Source organism: Acinetobacter sp. YH12027 (assembly GCF_013420085.1).
In the GTDB taxonomy this organism is placed as follows: domain Bacteria; phylum Pseudomonadota; class Gammaproteobacteria; order Pseudomonadales; family Moraxellaceae; genus Acinetobacter; species Acinetobacter amyesii.
On the sequence record NZ_VOYW01000052.1, the window covers coordinates 1 to 16,564 of the forward strand.

The 16,564-nt window shown below is 43.5% G+C and carries 15 protein-coding genes and 1 pseudogene; 3 read left to right on the forward strand and 13 right to left on the reverse strand.

The features are described from left to right. Positions 1-150 precede the first annotated feature (150 nt). From FTT94_RS14705 to ribF, 5 genes and pseudogenes are all read right to left on the reverse strand, one after another. Positions 151-360, reverse strand: a pseudogene (locus FTT94_RS14705) (NADPH-dependent FMN reductase); the annotation flags it as partial. A gap of 145 nt (positions 361-505) precedes the next feature. Next, positions 506-988, reverse strand: a complete 483-nt coding sequence (locus tag FTT94_RS14710; protein WP_078190656.1) for a peptidylprolyl isomerase — start codon at positions 986-988, stop codon at positions 506-508. Continuing rightward, positions 981-1,520, reverse strand: coding sequence for a signal peptidase II (gene lspA, locus FTT94_RS14715; RefSeq protein ID WP_078190655.1), 540 nt, complete (start codon positions 1,518-1,520; stop codon positions 981-983). Before lspA ends, FTT94_RS14710 begins: the two co-directional genes overlap by 8 nt. After that, positions 1,513-4,359, reverse strand: a complete 2,847-nt coding sequence (ileS, locus tag FTT94_RS14720; RefSeq protein WP_180171031.1) for an isoleucine--tRNA ligase — start codon at positions 4,357-4,359, stop codon at positions 1,513-1,515. Before ileS ends, lspA begins: the two co-directional genes overlap by 8 nt. 63 nt (positions 4,360-4,422) lie before the next feature. Then, positions 4,423-5,424: a riboflavin biosynthesis protein RibF gene (ribF, locus tag FTT94_RS14725; RefSeq protein WP_111886018.1), complete on the reverse strand. Its 1,002-nt coding sequence runs from the start codon at positions 5,422-5,424 to the stop codon at positions 4,423-4,425. Positions 5,425-5,632: 208 nt separating this feature from the next. Here ribF and FTT94_RS14730 point away from each other — a divergent pair, with 208 nt between their 5' ends. From FTT94_RS14730 to FTT94_RS14740, 3 genes are all read left to right on the forward strand, one after another. Continuing rightward, a complete protein-coding gene (locus tag FTT94_RS14730) occupies positions 5,633-6,787 on the forward strand; it encodes a TDT family transporter (protein WP_180171032.1) in 1,155 nt (384 codons plus the stop codon). A 259-nt stretch (positions 6,788-7,046) separates the two neighbouring features. Further along, entirely contained in the window at positions 7,047-8,123 is a 1,077-nt protein-coding gene (locus FTT94_RS14735) for an aromatic ring-hydroxylating dioxygenase subunit alpha (RefSeq protein ID WP_180022898.1), read from the forward strand. A gap of 117 nt (positions 8,124-8,240) precedes the next feature. Further along, on the forward strand, positions 8,241-8,807 hold the full coding sequence (locus FTT94_RS14740) for a 5'-nucleosidase (RefSeq protein ID WP_111886021.1): 567 nt from the start codon (positions 8,241-8,243) through the stop codon (positions 8,805-8,807). Between the two features lie 69 nt (positions 8,808-8,876). On the opposite strand, the gene FTT94_RS14745 is transcribed toward FTT94_RS14740, so the two are convergent. From FTT94_RS14745 to FTT94_RS14780, 8 genes are all read right to left on the reverse strand, one after another. Continuing rightward, positions 8,877-9,497 (reverse strand): TetR/AcrR family transcriptional regulator, encoded by a 621-nt coding sequence (locus FTT94_RS14745; RefSeq protein ID WP_078190649.1) that lies wholly within the window; start codon positions 9,495-9,497, stop codon positions 8,877-8,879. 347 nt (positions 9,498-9,844) lie between these two features. Then, positions 9,845-10,651 carry an ABC transporter ATP-binding protein gene (locus FTT94_RS14750; RefSeq protein ID WP_078190648.1) on the reverse strand — a complete coding sequence of 269 codons (807 nt, stop codon included), beginning with the start codon at positions 10,649-10,651 and terminating at the stop codon, positions 9,845-9,847. 10 nt (positions 10,652-10,661) lie between these two features. Then, on the reverse strand, positions 10,662-11,477 hold the full coding sequence (gene ssuC, locus FTT94_RS14755; protein ID WP_180063062.1) for an aliphatic sulfonate ABC transporter permease SsuC: 816 nt from the start codon (positions 11,475-11,477) through the stop codon (positions 10,662-10,664). Continuing rightward, positions 11,477-12,652, reverse strand: coding sequence for an FMNH2-dependent alkanesulfonate monooxygenase (gene ssuD, locus FTT94_RS14760; RefSeq protein ID WP_180009570.1), 1,176 nt, complete (start codon positions 12,650-12,652; stop codon positions 11,477-11,479). Before ssuD ends, ssuC begins: the two co-directional genes overlap by 1 nt. A 33-nt stretch (positions 12,653-12,685) precedes the next feature. Continuing rightward, entirely contained in the window at positions 12,686-13,675 is a 990-nt protein-coding gene (locus tag FTT94_RS14765; protein WP_180132829.1) for an aliphatic sulfonate ABC transporter substrate-binding protein, read from the reverse strand. A gap of 26 nt (positions 13,676-13,701) precedes the next feature. Beyond that, positions 13,702-14,664, reverse strand: a complete 963-nt coding sequence (locus tag FTT94_RS14770; RefSeq protein ID WP_180171033.1) for a sulfonate ABC transporter substrate-binding protein — start codon at positions 14,662-14,664, stop codon at positions 13,702-13,704. A gap of 339 nt (positions 14,665-15,003) precedes the next feature. After that, positions 15,004-16,356, reverse strand: coding sequence for an amino-acid N-acetyltransferase (argA, locus tag FTT94_RS14775; RefSeq protein ID WP_180004326.1), 1,353 nt, complete (start codon positions 16,354-16,356; stop codon positions 15,004-15,006). Positions 16,357-16,442: 86 nt separating this feature from the next. After that, positions 16,443-16,564: zinc ribbon domain-containing protein (locus FTT94_RS14780; RefSeq protein ID WP_180005585.1), on the reverse strand; the 122-nt coding region annotated here is incomplete at its 5' end.

Below are 16,564 nucleotides of genomic sequence, written 5' to 3' on the forward strand. Positions count from 1 at the left end.
GCCATACTGGCAGGGCTTTCAATACTATTGAACACTCTTCAGTTGTTGTCAGAGTATTCGTCTGATGAGCTGAATGCGATTGCTCAGATCGCATTCAATTTATAAAAAATGTGTAGATACCTATGCTTTTAAGGGGGGGAGGATGTCAACTGCCCATGCTTGTTGTTTGGGTTGGTCATAAATCCCGGTTAATGGTGGATGTGCGCCTGCAAAAATAGGCAGATCCCATTCTTTTAAATCGACAATTTCAGTTTCTACGGTACTGTAGTCATAGCTTTCGATTTCTGAAAGTAGCCAGTTTGCAATCTTAATTGCCGTACGGCCTTCGCGGACACTGCCGACAATAATATGAAGTTTCATCGTATTTCCCGTCTTGTTTTAAAGTCTTGCATTAAATTAATATGAATTCGATCTGTTGCATATACAGAAAATGTATCGAGTCGATTGATAGTTATAAAAATAGTGATAAAAAAAGCTCCCGAAGGAGCTTTTTATTTGCTGAAACTTAGATCAGTTTCACGCCTTGTTGACCGGCAGGGGTCACTTTGAAAATTTCAACTTCAAAGGTGATATTTTTACCAGCTAGAGGGTGGTTGAAATCCACTTCGGTAATGTCTTCACCTACAGTTTTGATTACTCCATACAGACTTTGTTTGGCTTTATCTTCAAACTCAATCATATGGCCTTCAACAGGACGCTGCTCAAATTTGACAGTATCAAATTTTTGTACGTTTTCTGGGTTCCATGGACCAAAAGCATCTTCAGGAGGAAGGCTTACGGTACGGCGGTCACCTGCACGTAAACCGAATAAAGCTTTCTCAAAACCCGGTAATAAGCTGCCATCACCCATGACAAGGCTGACAGGTTCAGCACGGCTACGGGTATTGTCAATTTCTACGCCATTTTCAATAGCAACAGAAAAGTGAAGGTCTACTTTAGAGCCTTCTTCAATACGAGTTTCCTCGTTAGGATTGATAAAATCAGTCATTTTGCGCTTCCGCACGTTGAATTCGGTGTTTTTCTAAGAAAAACGTATCGATAAGAAGCAGAATCGTGCCTAAAGTAATGGCACTGTCTGCAATATTAAATGCAGGAAAGTGGCTGTTGTTGTAATACACGTGAATGAAATCCACCACATAACCTAAAGATACACGGTCAATTAAGTTACCGATTGCGCCTCCTAAAATCAGGGCAATGGCAATCGGAAGGACTTTCACGTTTTTTGGCATACGCATGAGCCAAAATACAAAAATGACAGACACAAGTCCTGCGAGTGAAGTAAAGAAATAACGTTGCCATCCACCGGCATCGGACAAGAAACTAAAGGCAGCGCCATAGTTATGTAGTAATGTCCAATTTAAAAAGGGCATGACAGGTACAGGATCTGCGTAGTTCAGATGTGTACTTGCAATCCATTTGGTCCATTGATCCAAAATAATGGCAACAATGGATAAGCCCACCCACACTAAATTGTGTGGGTAGAATTGAAAGAAGCCCTTTTTTTCTTGTGGATTAGGCATATTTTCTCTCTTCGCCTTGACCTGTAGGAAGGTTAATAATACAACGAGAACAAAGACCTGGATGTTCGTGATGTGTATTCACATCTGGCAGTACATGCCAGCAGCGTGCACATTTTTCACCGTCAGCAGCAGAGACTTTGACATTTAAACCGTCAAGGTCAGAGGCTTCGCCTTGTGCTGCGTCAAATTCATTAACAATCACTTGAGAGGTGATGAGGACAAAACGCAGTTCTTCACCGAATTTGTCTAAAACAGCTTTCAGTTCAGCATTGGCCCAAAGTTCAACTTTGGCAGACAAGTTTGAACCCACAGTTTTTGCAGTACGTGCAGCTTCAATAAACTTGTTTACTGCAGATTTGACGGTGATCAAGGTTTGCCATTCAGCTTCAGTCACCAGATTCGCTGTAGAGGCTACAGGAATGTCATACCACTCCGCAGTAAATACATATTTCTCAGACTGCTCTGGAATCAGTGGCCAAGCTTCTTGTGCGGTGAAACTCAAGATTGGAGACATCCAGCGGACAAAGGCTTGAACCAAGTGATACAACGCAGTTTGTGCAGAATGACGCGCTGCAGAGTCTGCTTTGGTGGTGTATTGACGGTCTTTGATGATGTCGAGGTAGAAACCACCCAAGTCATTAATACAGAAGTTGGTCAATGCGCTGGTCACGATATGGAAGTTCATATCTTCATAGGCTTGCTGAATGGTTTTTTGCACTTCCGCAGCACGTTGCAAGATGTATTGATCCAGTGCGATCAATTGATCGACAGGCAAAGCATCAGTCGATGGTTTGAAGCCATTCAAGTTCGCCAACAAGAAACGCAACGTATTACGGATACGGCGGTAACCATCTGATGCACGGCTAAAGATTTCTTTACCTGCAGTCATTTCATAACGGTAGTCTGCAGACGCAATCCAGAAACGTAGGCCATCTGCACCCATGTCTTTAATGATGTCTTGCGGAGTGATCACGTTACCGATCGACTTCGACATTTTGCGGCCTTTTTCGTCCACAACGAAGCCGTGAGTCAATAAGCCTTTGTACGGTGCGCGGTTATTAATCGCCATAGATGTTAACAATGAAGATTGGAACCAGCCACGATGTTGGTCAGAACCTTCAAGGTACAAGTCAGCAGGGTCTTGCAATTCTTCACGTTCACGAAGTACTGCAAAGTGTGTTGTTCCAGAGTCGAACCATACGTCTAAAGTGTCACGTACAGCATTGTACTGCTCTGCATCTGCACCGATAAACTCAGACGCATCACGGTTATACCAACCATCAATACCTTCTTGTTCAATCAGCTTCGCGACTTCTTCGATTAGCTCAGGGGTACGCGGGTGAAGTTCGTTGGTATCTTTATGCACGAAGAATGGAATTGGCACGCCCCATGTACGTTGACGTGAGATACACCAATCTGGACGACCTTCAATCATCGATTGGATACGGTTTTTACCCCAATCCGGTACGAAGCTGATGTCATTTTCAATCGCGTTCAATGCACCTTGGCGTAAACCTTTTGCATCCATGCTGATGAACCATTGCGGTGTTGCACGGAAGATAATCGGTGTTTTATGGCGCCAGCAATGTGGATAGCTATGTTTGATCACCACATGTGCCCAAAGTTTGCCTGCTTCGGTTAAAGCAGCAATGATTTTTGGATTGGCTTTGTAGATGTGTTCGCCTGCAAAAATTGGTGCAGTCGGTAAATACACACCGTTGCCGCCAACTGGATTGTCGACTTTTAGGTTGTACTGTAAGCCAACTTTATAGTCGTCCACACCATGGCCTGGCGCGGTATGTACAGCACCTGTACCACTGCCGTCTGTGACATGCTCACCTAAGATTACTGGTACTTGGCGTTCAGCAATTAACGGATGTTGTAGTACTAGGTTTTCAAGTTTTGCACCAGCAAACTCAGCAATCACTTCAACTGCGTTAAAGCCATAACGCTGCGTTGCAGATTCAACCAATGATTTTGCAAGGATGAAGTTTTGCGCTGCTTTGTCTTCGCCAGTTGCTTTCACCAATTGGTATTCAAGCTCAGCATGTAGAGCAACCGCTTGGTTGGCAGGCATAGTCCAAGGCGTGGTTGTCCAGATTACGATATCTGTAGAATCGCTAACTGTAACACCTAGGCGTGCAGATAAATCAGCCAAATCAACAACGCTAAAACCAACGTCAATCGCATCTGATTTTTTGTCTTCGTATTCCACTTCAGCTTCAGCTAAGGCAGAACCACAGTCCAAACACCAGTTTACAGGTTTAAGACCCGGCTCAATATGGCCTGCTTTGGCAATTTCACCGAGCGAACGAACGATGTCGGCTTCTTGTTTGAAGTTCATGGTGAGGTAAGGATTTTCCCAATCACCAAATACGCCCATACGCACAAAGTCTTTTTTCTGTAATTCGACTTGGGTGTAAGCATATTCACGGCAGGCTTTACGGAAAGTTGAGGCATCTACTTTTACGCCGACTTTACCGACTTTTTCTTCAACTTTCAGTTCGATTGGAAGACCATGACAGTCCCAACCTGGTACATACGGCGCGTCAAAACCGTCCATCACACGGCTTTTGATGATGATGTCTTTGAGGACTTTATTCACCGCATGGCCTAAGTGAATTTGGCCATTTGCGTATGGAGGGCCGTCATGAAGCACATATTTTTTCTTGCCAATACGCGATGCACGAATCTGCTGATAAATGTTGTCGGCATACCACTCTTCTAACCATTTCGCTTCACGTACTGCGAGATTTGCTTTCATCGCAAATTCAGTACCTGGGAGGTTTAGCGTGGCTTTATAATCCACTGCATTTTCAGGAGTTTGCTTATCGCTCATGCAAGTTGTCTTCCAAATTTATCAGCCCGTTGACTGACGCGTTTTACAATAAATAATCGGGGTTTAAAAGGGGAAATGAGGGTGCTGACCTCGAAACTCAAGGAGCTTTTCGACGTCGTCATCAATTCCGGCTTTCAGTGCTTCAAGCGAAGGGTAGTCCTTTTCGCCATGTAAAAAGTTCAAGAACGTCACCCGCATTAACAGGCCATACAGATTAGCAGAAACATCAGGAAAATGTACTTCTAATCGCCATTCAGGATGTTCCTGTTTAATCGCGGGACGCGTGCCAACATGCCCTGCACCAAACAGGGCAGAGGGTGCATAACCTGCAACCCCTAATTTGTCAGCATTTTCGCTTTTTACTTTATCTGTTAAAGATTCGGTTTCACAAATGACATCGACTGCATAAATGCCATTTAAACAAGGTTTATGACGGTTTAAACGCACATTAATGGTAGGAAAATTAATCGTGCGACCGATTTGATCGCCATACTGTACACGACCTGTGATGCTATAAGGACGACCTAAAAGCTTTGCGGCATGGGCAAGGTCGCCTGCTTGTAATGTCTGACGAACCAGTGTTGAACTGACACGTTCGCCATCGACTTCGACATTTTGCAGGGCTGTGACTTGGAAGCCGTATTGGCGTAAAAATTCGCTATTGCCTTGACGGTTTTTGCCAAAGTGATGATCTTCACCTAAAACTAAACTTTGTGTATTGAGTTTATTTTTTAAAATGTCGGCAAATTCTTCAGCGCTGAGATTACGAAAGGCATTGTCAAATTTTGCCACCACAATATAGTCGACGCCCAGTTCAGTTAAATATTCGACTTTTTCACGTAGTGAACTGATTCGAGGTGGAGCGTCATAAGCTTTAAAGAATTCAAGCGGTTGTGGTTCAAAAATCATCACAGCTGTTTTTAAGTTTTGTTGCTGTGCTATGTCTTTGAGCTGGCTGACCATCGCTTGATGACCCAAATGTACGCCATCAAAATTGCCAATGGTCACGGCAGTTTTGGGGAGTTCTAAGTGGGGCGCTAAAGCATTCAGACGGAGCAGCTTCATGGGCGAATCAATTGTTGAAAATGTTTGAGGGCTATATATTGCCATAATCTTCTGCGTTCGTCTTGTTGTTGTGTTTTTACTCAAGTTTTTTTATGCAGAGATGAATTTATTATCAGTAAAATAAATTATAAAAATAAATATTAATCAATTTTTCTTATTTAATGGTGTGCTTAAACTATAGACATTCCATTTTGATGAGCATCATGCGATGAAAATGCCATTTTATCAACTCCAGCATAAACAAGACTTGATTCGTCATTTCACCCCAAACTGGTTTACGGTGGTGATGGGCACAGGTGTGGTCGCCCTCATTTTACCATCTATAGCGTTGGCGCCGCAGTGGATGTGGTCCTTCGGAGCAGGGCTATGGCAGATCAGCATCGTGTTGTTCATATTGTTTAGTGGCATGTATCTCAGCCGATGGATCTTATACCCACAAGAAGCTAAGCAGATTTTCCAGCATCCGGTGATGAGTTTATTTCTGGGGGCAATCCCCATGGCACTGGCAACCCTGATCAATGGCGCATTGAAATTTGGCACCACGCTGTACACTGAGTTTTTGGGCGTAAGCATCATCACATGGGTTGAATATTTATGGTATGTCGATGTGTTGATGGCAATTACGATTGCATGGTGTGTTCCATTTCTGATGTTTAGTCGTCAGCAACATGCGCTGCAAGGCATGACCGCAGTATGGTTATTGCCGATAGTGGCTTGCGAGGTGGCTGCCAGTTCAGGCGGTTTATTGTTGGCGCATTTACCTGCACAGGCCCATGCTGTCCATATTTTGCTGGGGAGTTATCTGCTTTGGGGGATCTCAGTATTTCCTGCATTTGCCATCTTAAGTATCTTGTTGCTGCGTCTGGCTTTACATCAATTGCCAAGCAAGGATATGGCGATCAGCAGTTGGTTGGCCTTAGGGCCGATTGGGACAGGGGCTTTAGCGCTGTTACTTTTAGGAGAGCAAGCCCCACGTATTTTGACAGCGGTAGACTTGGCTGATTTAGGACAGGTGTTGCTTCAAGGCGGCGTGTTCGCAGCCCTTGTTCTACTTGGATTTGGTGTATGGTGGTTTGGAATCGCTATACTCATCACACTGAAACATTTGCGAGATTTACCCTTTAATCTCGGGTGGTGGGCGATGACGTTTCCATTCGGCGTTTTTAGTTTGGCGGTCATCCATTTGGCGGAACAGACGCAATTACACGCTATCCAACAGTGTGGCACTTTTTTTGCAGTTGCAGTATTGCTCTGTACGCTTTGGACATTGGTGATGCTGAAAACTATACAAGGTTTTTATCGTGGCAGCTTATTTTTTTCTCCGTGTTTAAATGCGTATTGTGATGCTCAGCGCGCATCTTAAATGATGTCGTGTGAATGTAAATCCGTTGAAGAAAACTATAGCGCGTTGGCTTTGACGGATTTCAGCAAACAAATATAGAGCTTGTGCAAGCGTGTGATGCAGTTACGTTATTTTGCTATCCAAGCAAAACATTCATGTATAAAATTTGCGCGTATTTTCAAGAGATCAACAGGTTTCGAGATATAAACTTGCTTGTAGTGTAGGTGCTAGAGTAAGGATTATGGATTAAAACAAAAAAGATAAAAATAAGGATCGAATTATGTGTAATCAAACCCGTTTTTGGGATGATGCCAAAGGATTATTAGAAGAATGGTACGTCGCTTGTACCTCTAAAGAACTCAAAAAAGATCAGCCTTTTTCAGCCACCCTGTATGGTAAAAAATTTGTTCTGTTCCGACAAAAAGATGGAACAGCCGCTGCATTGCTCGATCAATGTGTGCATCGTGGTGTGCCTTTGTCTAAGGGTAAAATGACCGATGGCTGCGTGACATGTCCATATCATGGTTGGTCGTATCAGGGCGATGGGCATGTGGCGCATATTCCTAGTGTCAATGGACAATTTTTTCCAGAAAAACCGCATCCCTTTAAACAGCGTAGTTTTGATGTATGTGAGCAAGATGGGGTGGTATGGATTTATCTCGGTGAAAAGCCCAAACAGGAACGCCCGGAAATATTTAAATTACCGTTTTATGATCAAGCCGGCTGGGTCAGCTATTACATGGTCGGCAGTTATGATGGCGAGATGGGCGCTGTTGCACAGAATATAATGGATGTAACCCATACCATATTTGTCCATGAAGGCTGGTTTCGTTCAGAGTCGGGAAAAGCCGTGGATGCCACCATAGATGTCGGGCCGCGCAAAGTAGTCGTTGACTATCATGACCATGATGCAGATGTCGGCATGATGCCATGGCTGACCAATCCGCATGGTGCTGAACAGGTCCACCGCGACAGTTTTATCGCGCCGAATATTACCTTGGTGGAATACCATTGGGGAGAGCCATCGGGCATGGTGTTTAATAGTCTGATTAGCCCTGTGGGGCCGTATGAGTCACGGGTTTATACCTGTGTCAGTTATAAATTTCCGATTCCAAAATTGTTGTCTAAGGCATTGATGCCGGCTGTGAATGCCTATACTTGGGTGGTCAACAAACAAGACATTAAAATTTTGTCAGCGCGAAGAGCTGGCATCGAGCATATGCCGATGACCCATTCGCATAGTGTACGAGGGGATATGGCACATATTGCCTTAGAGAAGATTTTAGATGCCTTACGTCATGACCAACAATTGGTACCATCTTTTATTGGCAAGCGGCCGATGCAATTTCAAATTTGATAGCATTCAAATCTGCGTGAGGAATTTATTTTCTGAGCAATGTGATTTTTGAAGATGATTTTTTCTGCGCACGTGCAAATGTATGCTATATGAAGGCATCAATTTGAGGAGACCGCTATGCGTCAGCAAATCGCTTTAATTATGGCACTGCCGAGTGAATCTAAAGGCTTGTTTGAAGCCGCAGGCATTGAAGTACATTACAGTGGTATTGGTAAAGTCAATGCCGCATTTAAAGCCTTTGATGTGATTCAAAAAACCGGATGTCATACTTTGCTGAATTTGGGCACTGCGGGAAGTTCACATTTTGATGCACATGCTTTGGTTGAAGTAGCTCAATTTGTACAACGGGATATGGATGTATCGCCTTTGGGTTTTGATGTGGGGGTGACGCCGATGGATACCGATCATCCTGCTGAAATTCAGCCAGAGAGCATGTTTAGCCATTTGCCTAAAGGAATTTGTGGTACAGGCGACAGCTTTGAAACTGGGCTGCCGAAAGTACCGTGTAATCTTGTCGATATGGAAGGCTACGCAATCGCTAAAGTATGTAAAAAACTGGGTGTTCGCTTTGTATCGGTAAAATATATTACCGATGGTGCGAATGACACAGCGCATCTGGATTGGGAAGAAAATTTATTATTCGGCGCAAAGAAATTATTGAAATTATATCAAACAGTCAAATAAGGCATTTAGCTAATTTCGGTCGGCGACCATAGAATGCTATGGTCGTATGCCAATTCGACCCAATTCAATTTACTTTTCTGGGCGTGGAATTACACCGTAAAGCATCATATGAACGGTATGTTGAATAATCCGTTGTTGCATACTGCGATTACGTAAGGTTTTTCCAGTGACCATTTCCATTTGGGTTGCAAAGTCAGCATAGTTTTGCGTAATTGCCCAAATGTTCAGAATTAAAAGTTCTGGATCAATATCTTTTGAAATTTTACCTTGCTCTTGCCAGTTGCTAATGACTTTGGCTTTGCGTTTCACTAATTTTTTTAGTGGGCCTTTTAAAATTTCAAGAATGTGTGGTGCGCCCTGAATGACTTCAAGTGCGAACAAACGTGAGGCTTTCGGTTGCGTACGAGATACTTCAATTTTCTGCAATAGATAATTGGTGATCGCTTCTTCAGGCTCAAGGTCTGCTTCCAACATTTGTAGCGGAGCAAGCCACTTTTGTAGAACCGTTGTCAGAACTTCAACATAAAGCGCTTCTTTATTTTCATAGTAATAGAAAATATTCGATTTATGCATTTCTGCAATCTGTGCGATCTCATCCAAGCTGGCGCCATTGAAGCCATACAGGGAAAAGACATCCAGTGCTGCATTAAGCAACTGGTGGCGTTTCTGGGTACTCTTTTTTTGTTCCATTAGCTCTTTTAAGAAAATGAAAAGGGAATATTGAATTGTACGGCAAATCAACAGATTTGTGCACAATCATCGTTTCTAATTTTATGAATTTTGGCAGTTTATTCTATTCAACGGTCAAATAAATACGACGAATGCCATAATATTTCAAATAATCATTTTAGGGTGAAATTTAAATAAATCATTATTTTTAGTCATGGATTTATATGATTTGTCGTAATTTTTGTGATGTATTTGTCAACAGGCGATAAATCTCCCCTAAATGCTAAACGTGGTTATGTTGCGATATTGCTCTAGAACAGGACAGGAAGTCACACAGTTTAAGTGATGATTTCCTGCACAAGTACAGCTTAAGTGGCCAACACTGCTTGTAAGACCTGTTGTTCAAGTTCAGTAAATTCAATGCCTTTTTTTCGTGGACGGGCCAAATCGACACGAAATTCTTTGGCAATATGGCCTTTATCGAGCAAGATTATACGGTCTGCCAACTGCACGGCTTCACTTACATCATGTGTGACCAAAATTGCGGTAAAACCTTGTTCAGTCCAGAGTTTTTCAATCAAATTCTGCATATCTAAACGTGTTAAGGCATCGAGCGCACCCAGTGGTTCATCTAGCAGCAAAATGCGTGGTTTATGTGACAAAGCACGTGCCAGTGCAGTACGTTGACGTTGCCCCCCTGACAGCTGTGTTGGCCAAAGCCCCGCTTTGTCTTTTAAACCGACTTTTTCGAGGAGTGCTGTAGCATTGGCGTGTTGGTCTTTGCTTAAACCAAGTTGTACATTTTTCTCAATGCTACGCCAAGGCAGGAGGCGAGGGTCTTGGAACATCACACGAATATCATCACTGGTGATGCCTTCACGAATATGACGTGCAGACTTAAATTTAATTTCGCCATAACTCGGTTTTTCTAAGTCGGCGATGAGGCGAAGCAGGGTACTTTTACCACAGCCACTACGACCGACAATCGCCAAGAATTCACCGGGTTGAATATGCAGGTCAAGGTCTTCAAGGACTTTAACATCGCCATAAAATTTGTGTAGTTGTTCAATCAGGATCTCTGCGCCCAACACTGCATGGGGATTGATATCCTCGACAGAAGAACGCTGAGGTTGGGTTGAGTCGTCTGCATGACGGCTTATGCTTAAATCGGTCATCACATGCTCCTTATTTTTGGTAACCCGAGTGCCAACGGAGTAAATATTTTTCTAAGGCAACAGCCAGTACATCGGCTAATTTACCGAGTAGGGCATACAATAAAATCCCGACCAAGACGATATCGGTTTGTAGAAATTCGCGTGCATTCATGGTCATATAACCGATGCCGGCTTGTGCAGAAATGGTTTCTGCCACAATCAACAAAACCCAAACGAGCCCGAGTGAAAAACGCAGACCAACCAAAATAGACGGCATCGCCCCCGGTAGAATGATTTCTTTATACAGTTGCCAGCCACTCAAACCGTAGCTTTTGCCCATTTCAATCAGTTGAGGGTCTACAGAACGAATACCATGATAGGTATTGATATAAATGGGAAAGAATACGCCAATAGCGACTAAAAAAAGTTTGGCCGATTCATTGATCCCAAACCATAAAATCACCAAGGGAATCAGGGCAAGAGCAGGAATATTACGGATCATTTGCAGCGTGGTATCGAGTAGCGTCGATGCTGTTTTGGATGAACCATTCAGCAGCCCTAAAAAAAGACCTAATCCACCGCCGACTAAAAGCCCAACCAAAGCACGACCGGCACTGATTTGAACATGCTTCCACAGTTCACCACTGATCAGTAAGTTCCAAAAGGCCACCACCACCGCACTTGGCGCAGGCAAAATACGACTTTCTAACAGCCCTGTAACAGAGGCAATTTGCCAAACAATAATTAATGCAATAGGAAACAACCAAGGCAGCAAACGCTGCCCGAGTTGTGTTCCACGTGAAACCTTCGGTGCTTTGAAGGTTTCAACAGAAACAGTTTTGGACATTAGGCCGGCTCCTGAATCTTTTCAGCTTTTTTATTTTCATCTGGTGTGTAATTGTTCGCGACAATCTCACCAAATGGGCCGGTTAAGTTAGGTTGAACCAATTTCTGACGTGTTTCCAATGGCAGTAATGGGAACACTAATTCTGCAAAACGGATCGACTCTTCAAGGTGTGGGTAACCAGAGAAAATAAAGGTGCTAATCCCGAGATCGGCATATTCTTGGATACGTGCGGCGACGGTTTCAGGATCACCAACGAGTGCCGTACCTGCACCACCACGAACCAGACCAACACCGGCCCATAAGTTTGGCGATACTTCTAATTTGCTACGGTCGCCATTGTGCAGTTCAGCCATACGGCGTTGACCAACAGAGTCCATGGTTTTGAACTTGGCTTGCGCGGCTGCAATGGTGGCATCGTCGACATATTGGATCAGCTCTTCTGCTGCTTTCCATGCCTCTTCATTGGTTTCGCGCACAATGACATGTAAACGAATGCCATAATTCAGTTCACGTCCTTTGGCTTTGGCTTTTTCACGCACCACTGCAATTTTTTCTTTTACCGCAGCAGGTGGCTCACCCCAAGTCAAATAGGTGTCAACTTGATCTGTTGCCAGTTCAACAGCAGCCTCTGAAGAACCGCCAAACCATAATGGTGGGTACGGTTTTTGTAGCGGCGGATAGAGTAATTTGGCGTCGTCCACACTCAGACGTTCACCATGGAAGGTATAGCTTTCACCGGTATGTGAGCGGGTTAAAATTTCACGCCAAATGGTGGTGTATTCCGCGGCAGTTTGGTAACGCGTTGCGTGATCTTCATAGACACCATCACCCTTGAGTTCCTGCTCATCACCGCCTGTAACTAAGTTCAGTAAGATACGGCCGCCAGATAAACGGTCAAAAGTTGCAGCCATACGTGCAGTTAGTGCAGGCGTTGTCACCCCCGGACGTAGCGCCACTAGAAATTTTAAATTTTTAGTGGCATCAATCAAGCTTGCAGCTGTAAGCCATGGATCTTCACATGAACGACCTGTTGGAATCAGAACGCCTTCATAGCCAAGATTATCCACCGCTACTGCAATTTGCTTCATGTAGGCATGATCGACTTGGCGTGCACCTTTACTTGTTCCTAAGTAGCGACTGTCACCGTGGGTAGGGATAAACCAGAAAATTTTCATGTTCAGTTCCTTGTATTTTTGATGGCTCGGGTATCAATGTGATGAAGGTGTCCAAACTTGCTTTTGGACTTGAATGTTGTTTGGAATCAGTTGGACTTGTTTAAATAAGTCCGCAATATTTTGCTGTGCTTGTATGACCTCGGGTGTCAGCGAGCGCACAGGAGATGGTTTAGACCGGCGTAAAAAGGCTTGTGCAGCAATATTCTTTTGCAGCCCTGTGCTGTTTTTATAAATCTCTAAAGCCACATTTTGGTTCTTCACAATCCACTGATCGGAAGCGTCTAAGGCCTTTAAAAATTTAGCTGGGGCATCAGGGTGCGCTTGAACGACTTTTGGATTTGCCACATAAAATGAATAGGTCTTTGGAAAATCACCAGATTGAATCAGCACTTTAGCTTGAGCATCCAACTCCGCTGCAGATAAAAACGGGTCCCAAATGGCCCATGCATCAATTGATTTTTTATCAAATGCGGCACGTGCATCTGCTGGTGGAATCCAAATCGGTTGAATGTCATTCCAAGTCAAACCGGCTTTTTCTAAAGTTTTGGCTAATAACTCATGCGCACTCGAGCCTTTTTGTACAGCAACGCGTTTGCCACGTAATTCTTGAATGGTTTTGATTGAGCTATCCGCTGGAATCACGACAGCAAGCGACTGTTCAGGCACCACTTCATAGCCAATATAATTCAGGTCTTTATTGGCAGCTTGGGCGAAAATAGGCGGGGTGTTGCCGACATAGCCATAATCCACCGCACCGACCGCAAGGGCTTCTAACATTTGTGGGCCAGCAGGGAACTCCTTCCACTCAATGTGAGCGCCGGGAAATTGTTGTTCAAAGAGCTTTTGTTCACGGGCAACCAGCAAATTTAAGGCTGATTTTTGGAAACCGATAACCAAGGTTTTTACGGCTGTTTCAGCTGGTTTTTCACGATCCTGCTGTGCTTTTTCTTGTTTTTGGCAGGCACTGAGTCCAAGGCCAAAAGTGGTTAAAGTCAGTATGGAAAATGTTCTTAGAATACGCATGGCATCGCCCTTATGCTGTGGTCGGCTTATTTGATAATGGCCGACTCAATATTTAATTTATTGGGAATTAATTTTTCGTTATAAAACGCATCAGCGACTTGCTGCTGCTCTTGCGCCACTTGTGCAGTAATCGGCGTCACTTGATTGCCTAAACGAGAAATTGATGTTTTAAGTACATCTAGACCTAAGCCGGTTTTGCCTTCGAGTAACTTGGCCGCTTCATCTTGATTTTTTGAGACCCATTGCGTGGTCAAATTCAACTCATTCACCACAGCTTGCAGGACTTTTGGATTTTCCTGAGCAAATTTACGATCGGCCAAATAGAACTGGTAGTTCTTCACCAAGTTTTCGCCATTGGCAATGGTGCGAGCATTAAGTTGATGCTCAGCGGCAGAAAGGAACGGGTCCCAAATTACCCATGCATCAACTGCACCTTTTTCAAAAGCAGCACGTGCGTCGGCAGGTGGTAAATACACGACATTGATGTCGCTAAATTTAAGCTGATTAGCTTCCAACAACTTGAGCAACAGGTAATGCACGTTTGAGCCTTTGTTTAAGGCCACACGTTTACCTTTTAAGTCCTGAATACTGTGAATAGCCGAATCTTTTTGCACAATTAACGCTTCAGCTTTTGGAACAGCAGGTTGGTTGGCAATGTAAACCAAATCGGTTTGAGCGGCTTGAGCAAAGATAGGCGGTGCTTCACCGACTTCACCAAATGACACGCTGCCCACATTGAGCCCTTCAAGCAGCTGTGGACCCGCAGGAAATTCCACCCATTTGATATTTACACCTTGGCTTTTTAAGGCTGTTTCTAAGGTTCCGCGTTCTTTTAAAATTGGCAATAAGCCATATTTTTGGAAGCCAATATTTAAGGTGACATTTTCATCAGCCTCTTTTTTGCCACAGCCCGACATCATCATGGCACCCACAACCGCTGTAGACAGTACAAGTGTTTTTGTCCAAAGTTTTGCTTTGTGCGTACGCATGTGTTGCTCCTATAAAGGCCTAAAGTTGCAGAACTGTTGATTTATGAACACATAAGCTAAAGAGTTTTCTTTTTCGAAAAAAATAAGAAAACTTAAATTTAAAATCAGGAGAAAAGATAAATAAAAATCAGCAAAACTTATGAAAAATTATGATTTTAGAAAAACATATAATGTGTCAAAGTATTATTTTAAGTTGTTGAAATTATTTTATTTATTTGGGTTATTTAAATGGCAGATATGGTTATTCTGTGGCTTGCAAAGTGATTTGAGGGGGATAGCCAAGGGATTAGGCATAACCTTATGCAAAATAATGCTATTCAGCGCATAAAAAAAGCCACTTTAAAGTGACTTTTTACAAACCAATGAGTTTCTTTGGTAGTTGTATAAGGCCTGACGGGCATTCGGTAAGTCATCGACACTGACTTGTTCAAAACCTTGTTCAAGGAACCAATGCGCTGTCCGTGTGGTCAAAATAAACAATTGTTCAATACCTAAATCTCGCGCTTTTTCTTCTAAATAATGCAAAATTTGGCTACCGCGATTTGATTTTCGATACCCCGGATGCACAGCTACGCACGCGATTTCAGCAGAGCGTTTTTCATTCCCTGTGACAGGAATCGGGTATAACGCAGCGCAGGCCAAAATCGTACCGTCACGTTCAATCACTGCAAATTGTCCAATTTCATTTTCCAAACGTTCGCGTGAGCGATAAACCAAGATGCCTTCTTGTTCGAGAGGGCGTAAGAGATTGATTAAGCCGCCAACATCTTGAATATCGGCAGTACGCACTTCTTCATAATGCGCATCAGTGATCATGGTGCCAGAGCCGTCACGCGTGAACAATTCTTCGATCAATGCGCCATCATAGGCATATGAAATAAGATGAACACGGTGTACGCCTTGTAACGAGGCATCTTTAGCAACGCTTAAATGCAGGGCAATATCGGGATTAGAATCTTGATATTGCAAAATATGCTGATCAAGTTGATGAGGCGTAATTTCGCGTTGTAGCTGCCCATGTTCATTGTGCAAACCATGTTGTTTGCCCAAGAAAATCAACTTATCCGCTTTTAAGCTGATGGCGGTTTTGGTCGCAACTTCTTCAGCCAATAAATTAAACACTTCACCTGTCGTGGAATAACCTGTTGGCCCAAGCACCACAATATTTTGGCTCTCTAAATGACGTTGAATCGCATCGATATCGACGGAACGAACTTCACCAGACAGTTGAAAATCGATACCGTCACGAATGCCATACGGTTTTGCCGTGACCAAATTGCCTGAGACCACATCAATACGCGCGCCGTACATCGGTGAGTTGGCTAAACCCATAGACAGGAGGGCTTCAATTTGCAGACGAATGGAACCGACGGCATTCATCACCGCAGGTAAGGATTCGCGAGTGGTGATGCGACGGTGATGATGAAATGGTGTCTTGATGCCGCTGCTTTGTAAATTATGATTGATTTGCGGACGAGCACCATGCACCAAAATTAGACGAATACCAAGTGAGTGTAATAAGGCAATATCATGAATAATGTGTTGAAAATTTTCATGTTGCAGCGCTTCACCATCAAACATGATGACAAAGGTTTTGTTGCGATGCGCATTAATATAGGGTGCAGAATGACGGAACCAATGCACATACTGTAAGGTTGTGCTGGAAGATGGTTCAGTGATATTCGTTTGCATGCCTATGCCTGTTTATTCGCTTTGGTATGGATGATTCTAAACAAAAACATATGACAGCGGAAAGCAAATTTGACATCCTCCCCCCCTTAAAAGAGGGTGATTCCTACAGCTAGACGCTTATGCCCAAGCGCAAGAATGTTTAGAGCTGAGTTTATATCTCGATCATGAGCTGTACCACAGCTCATGCACTCCCATTCTCTTATTCCAA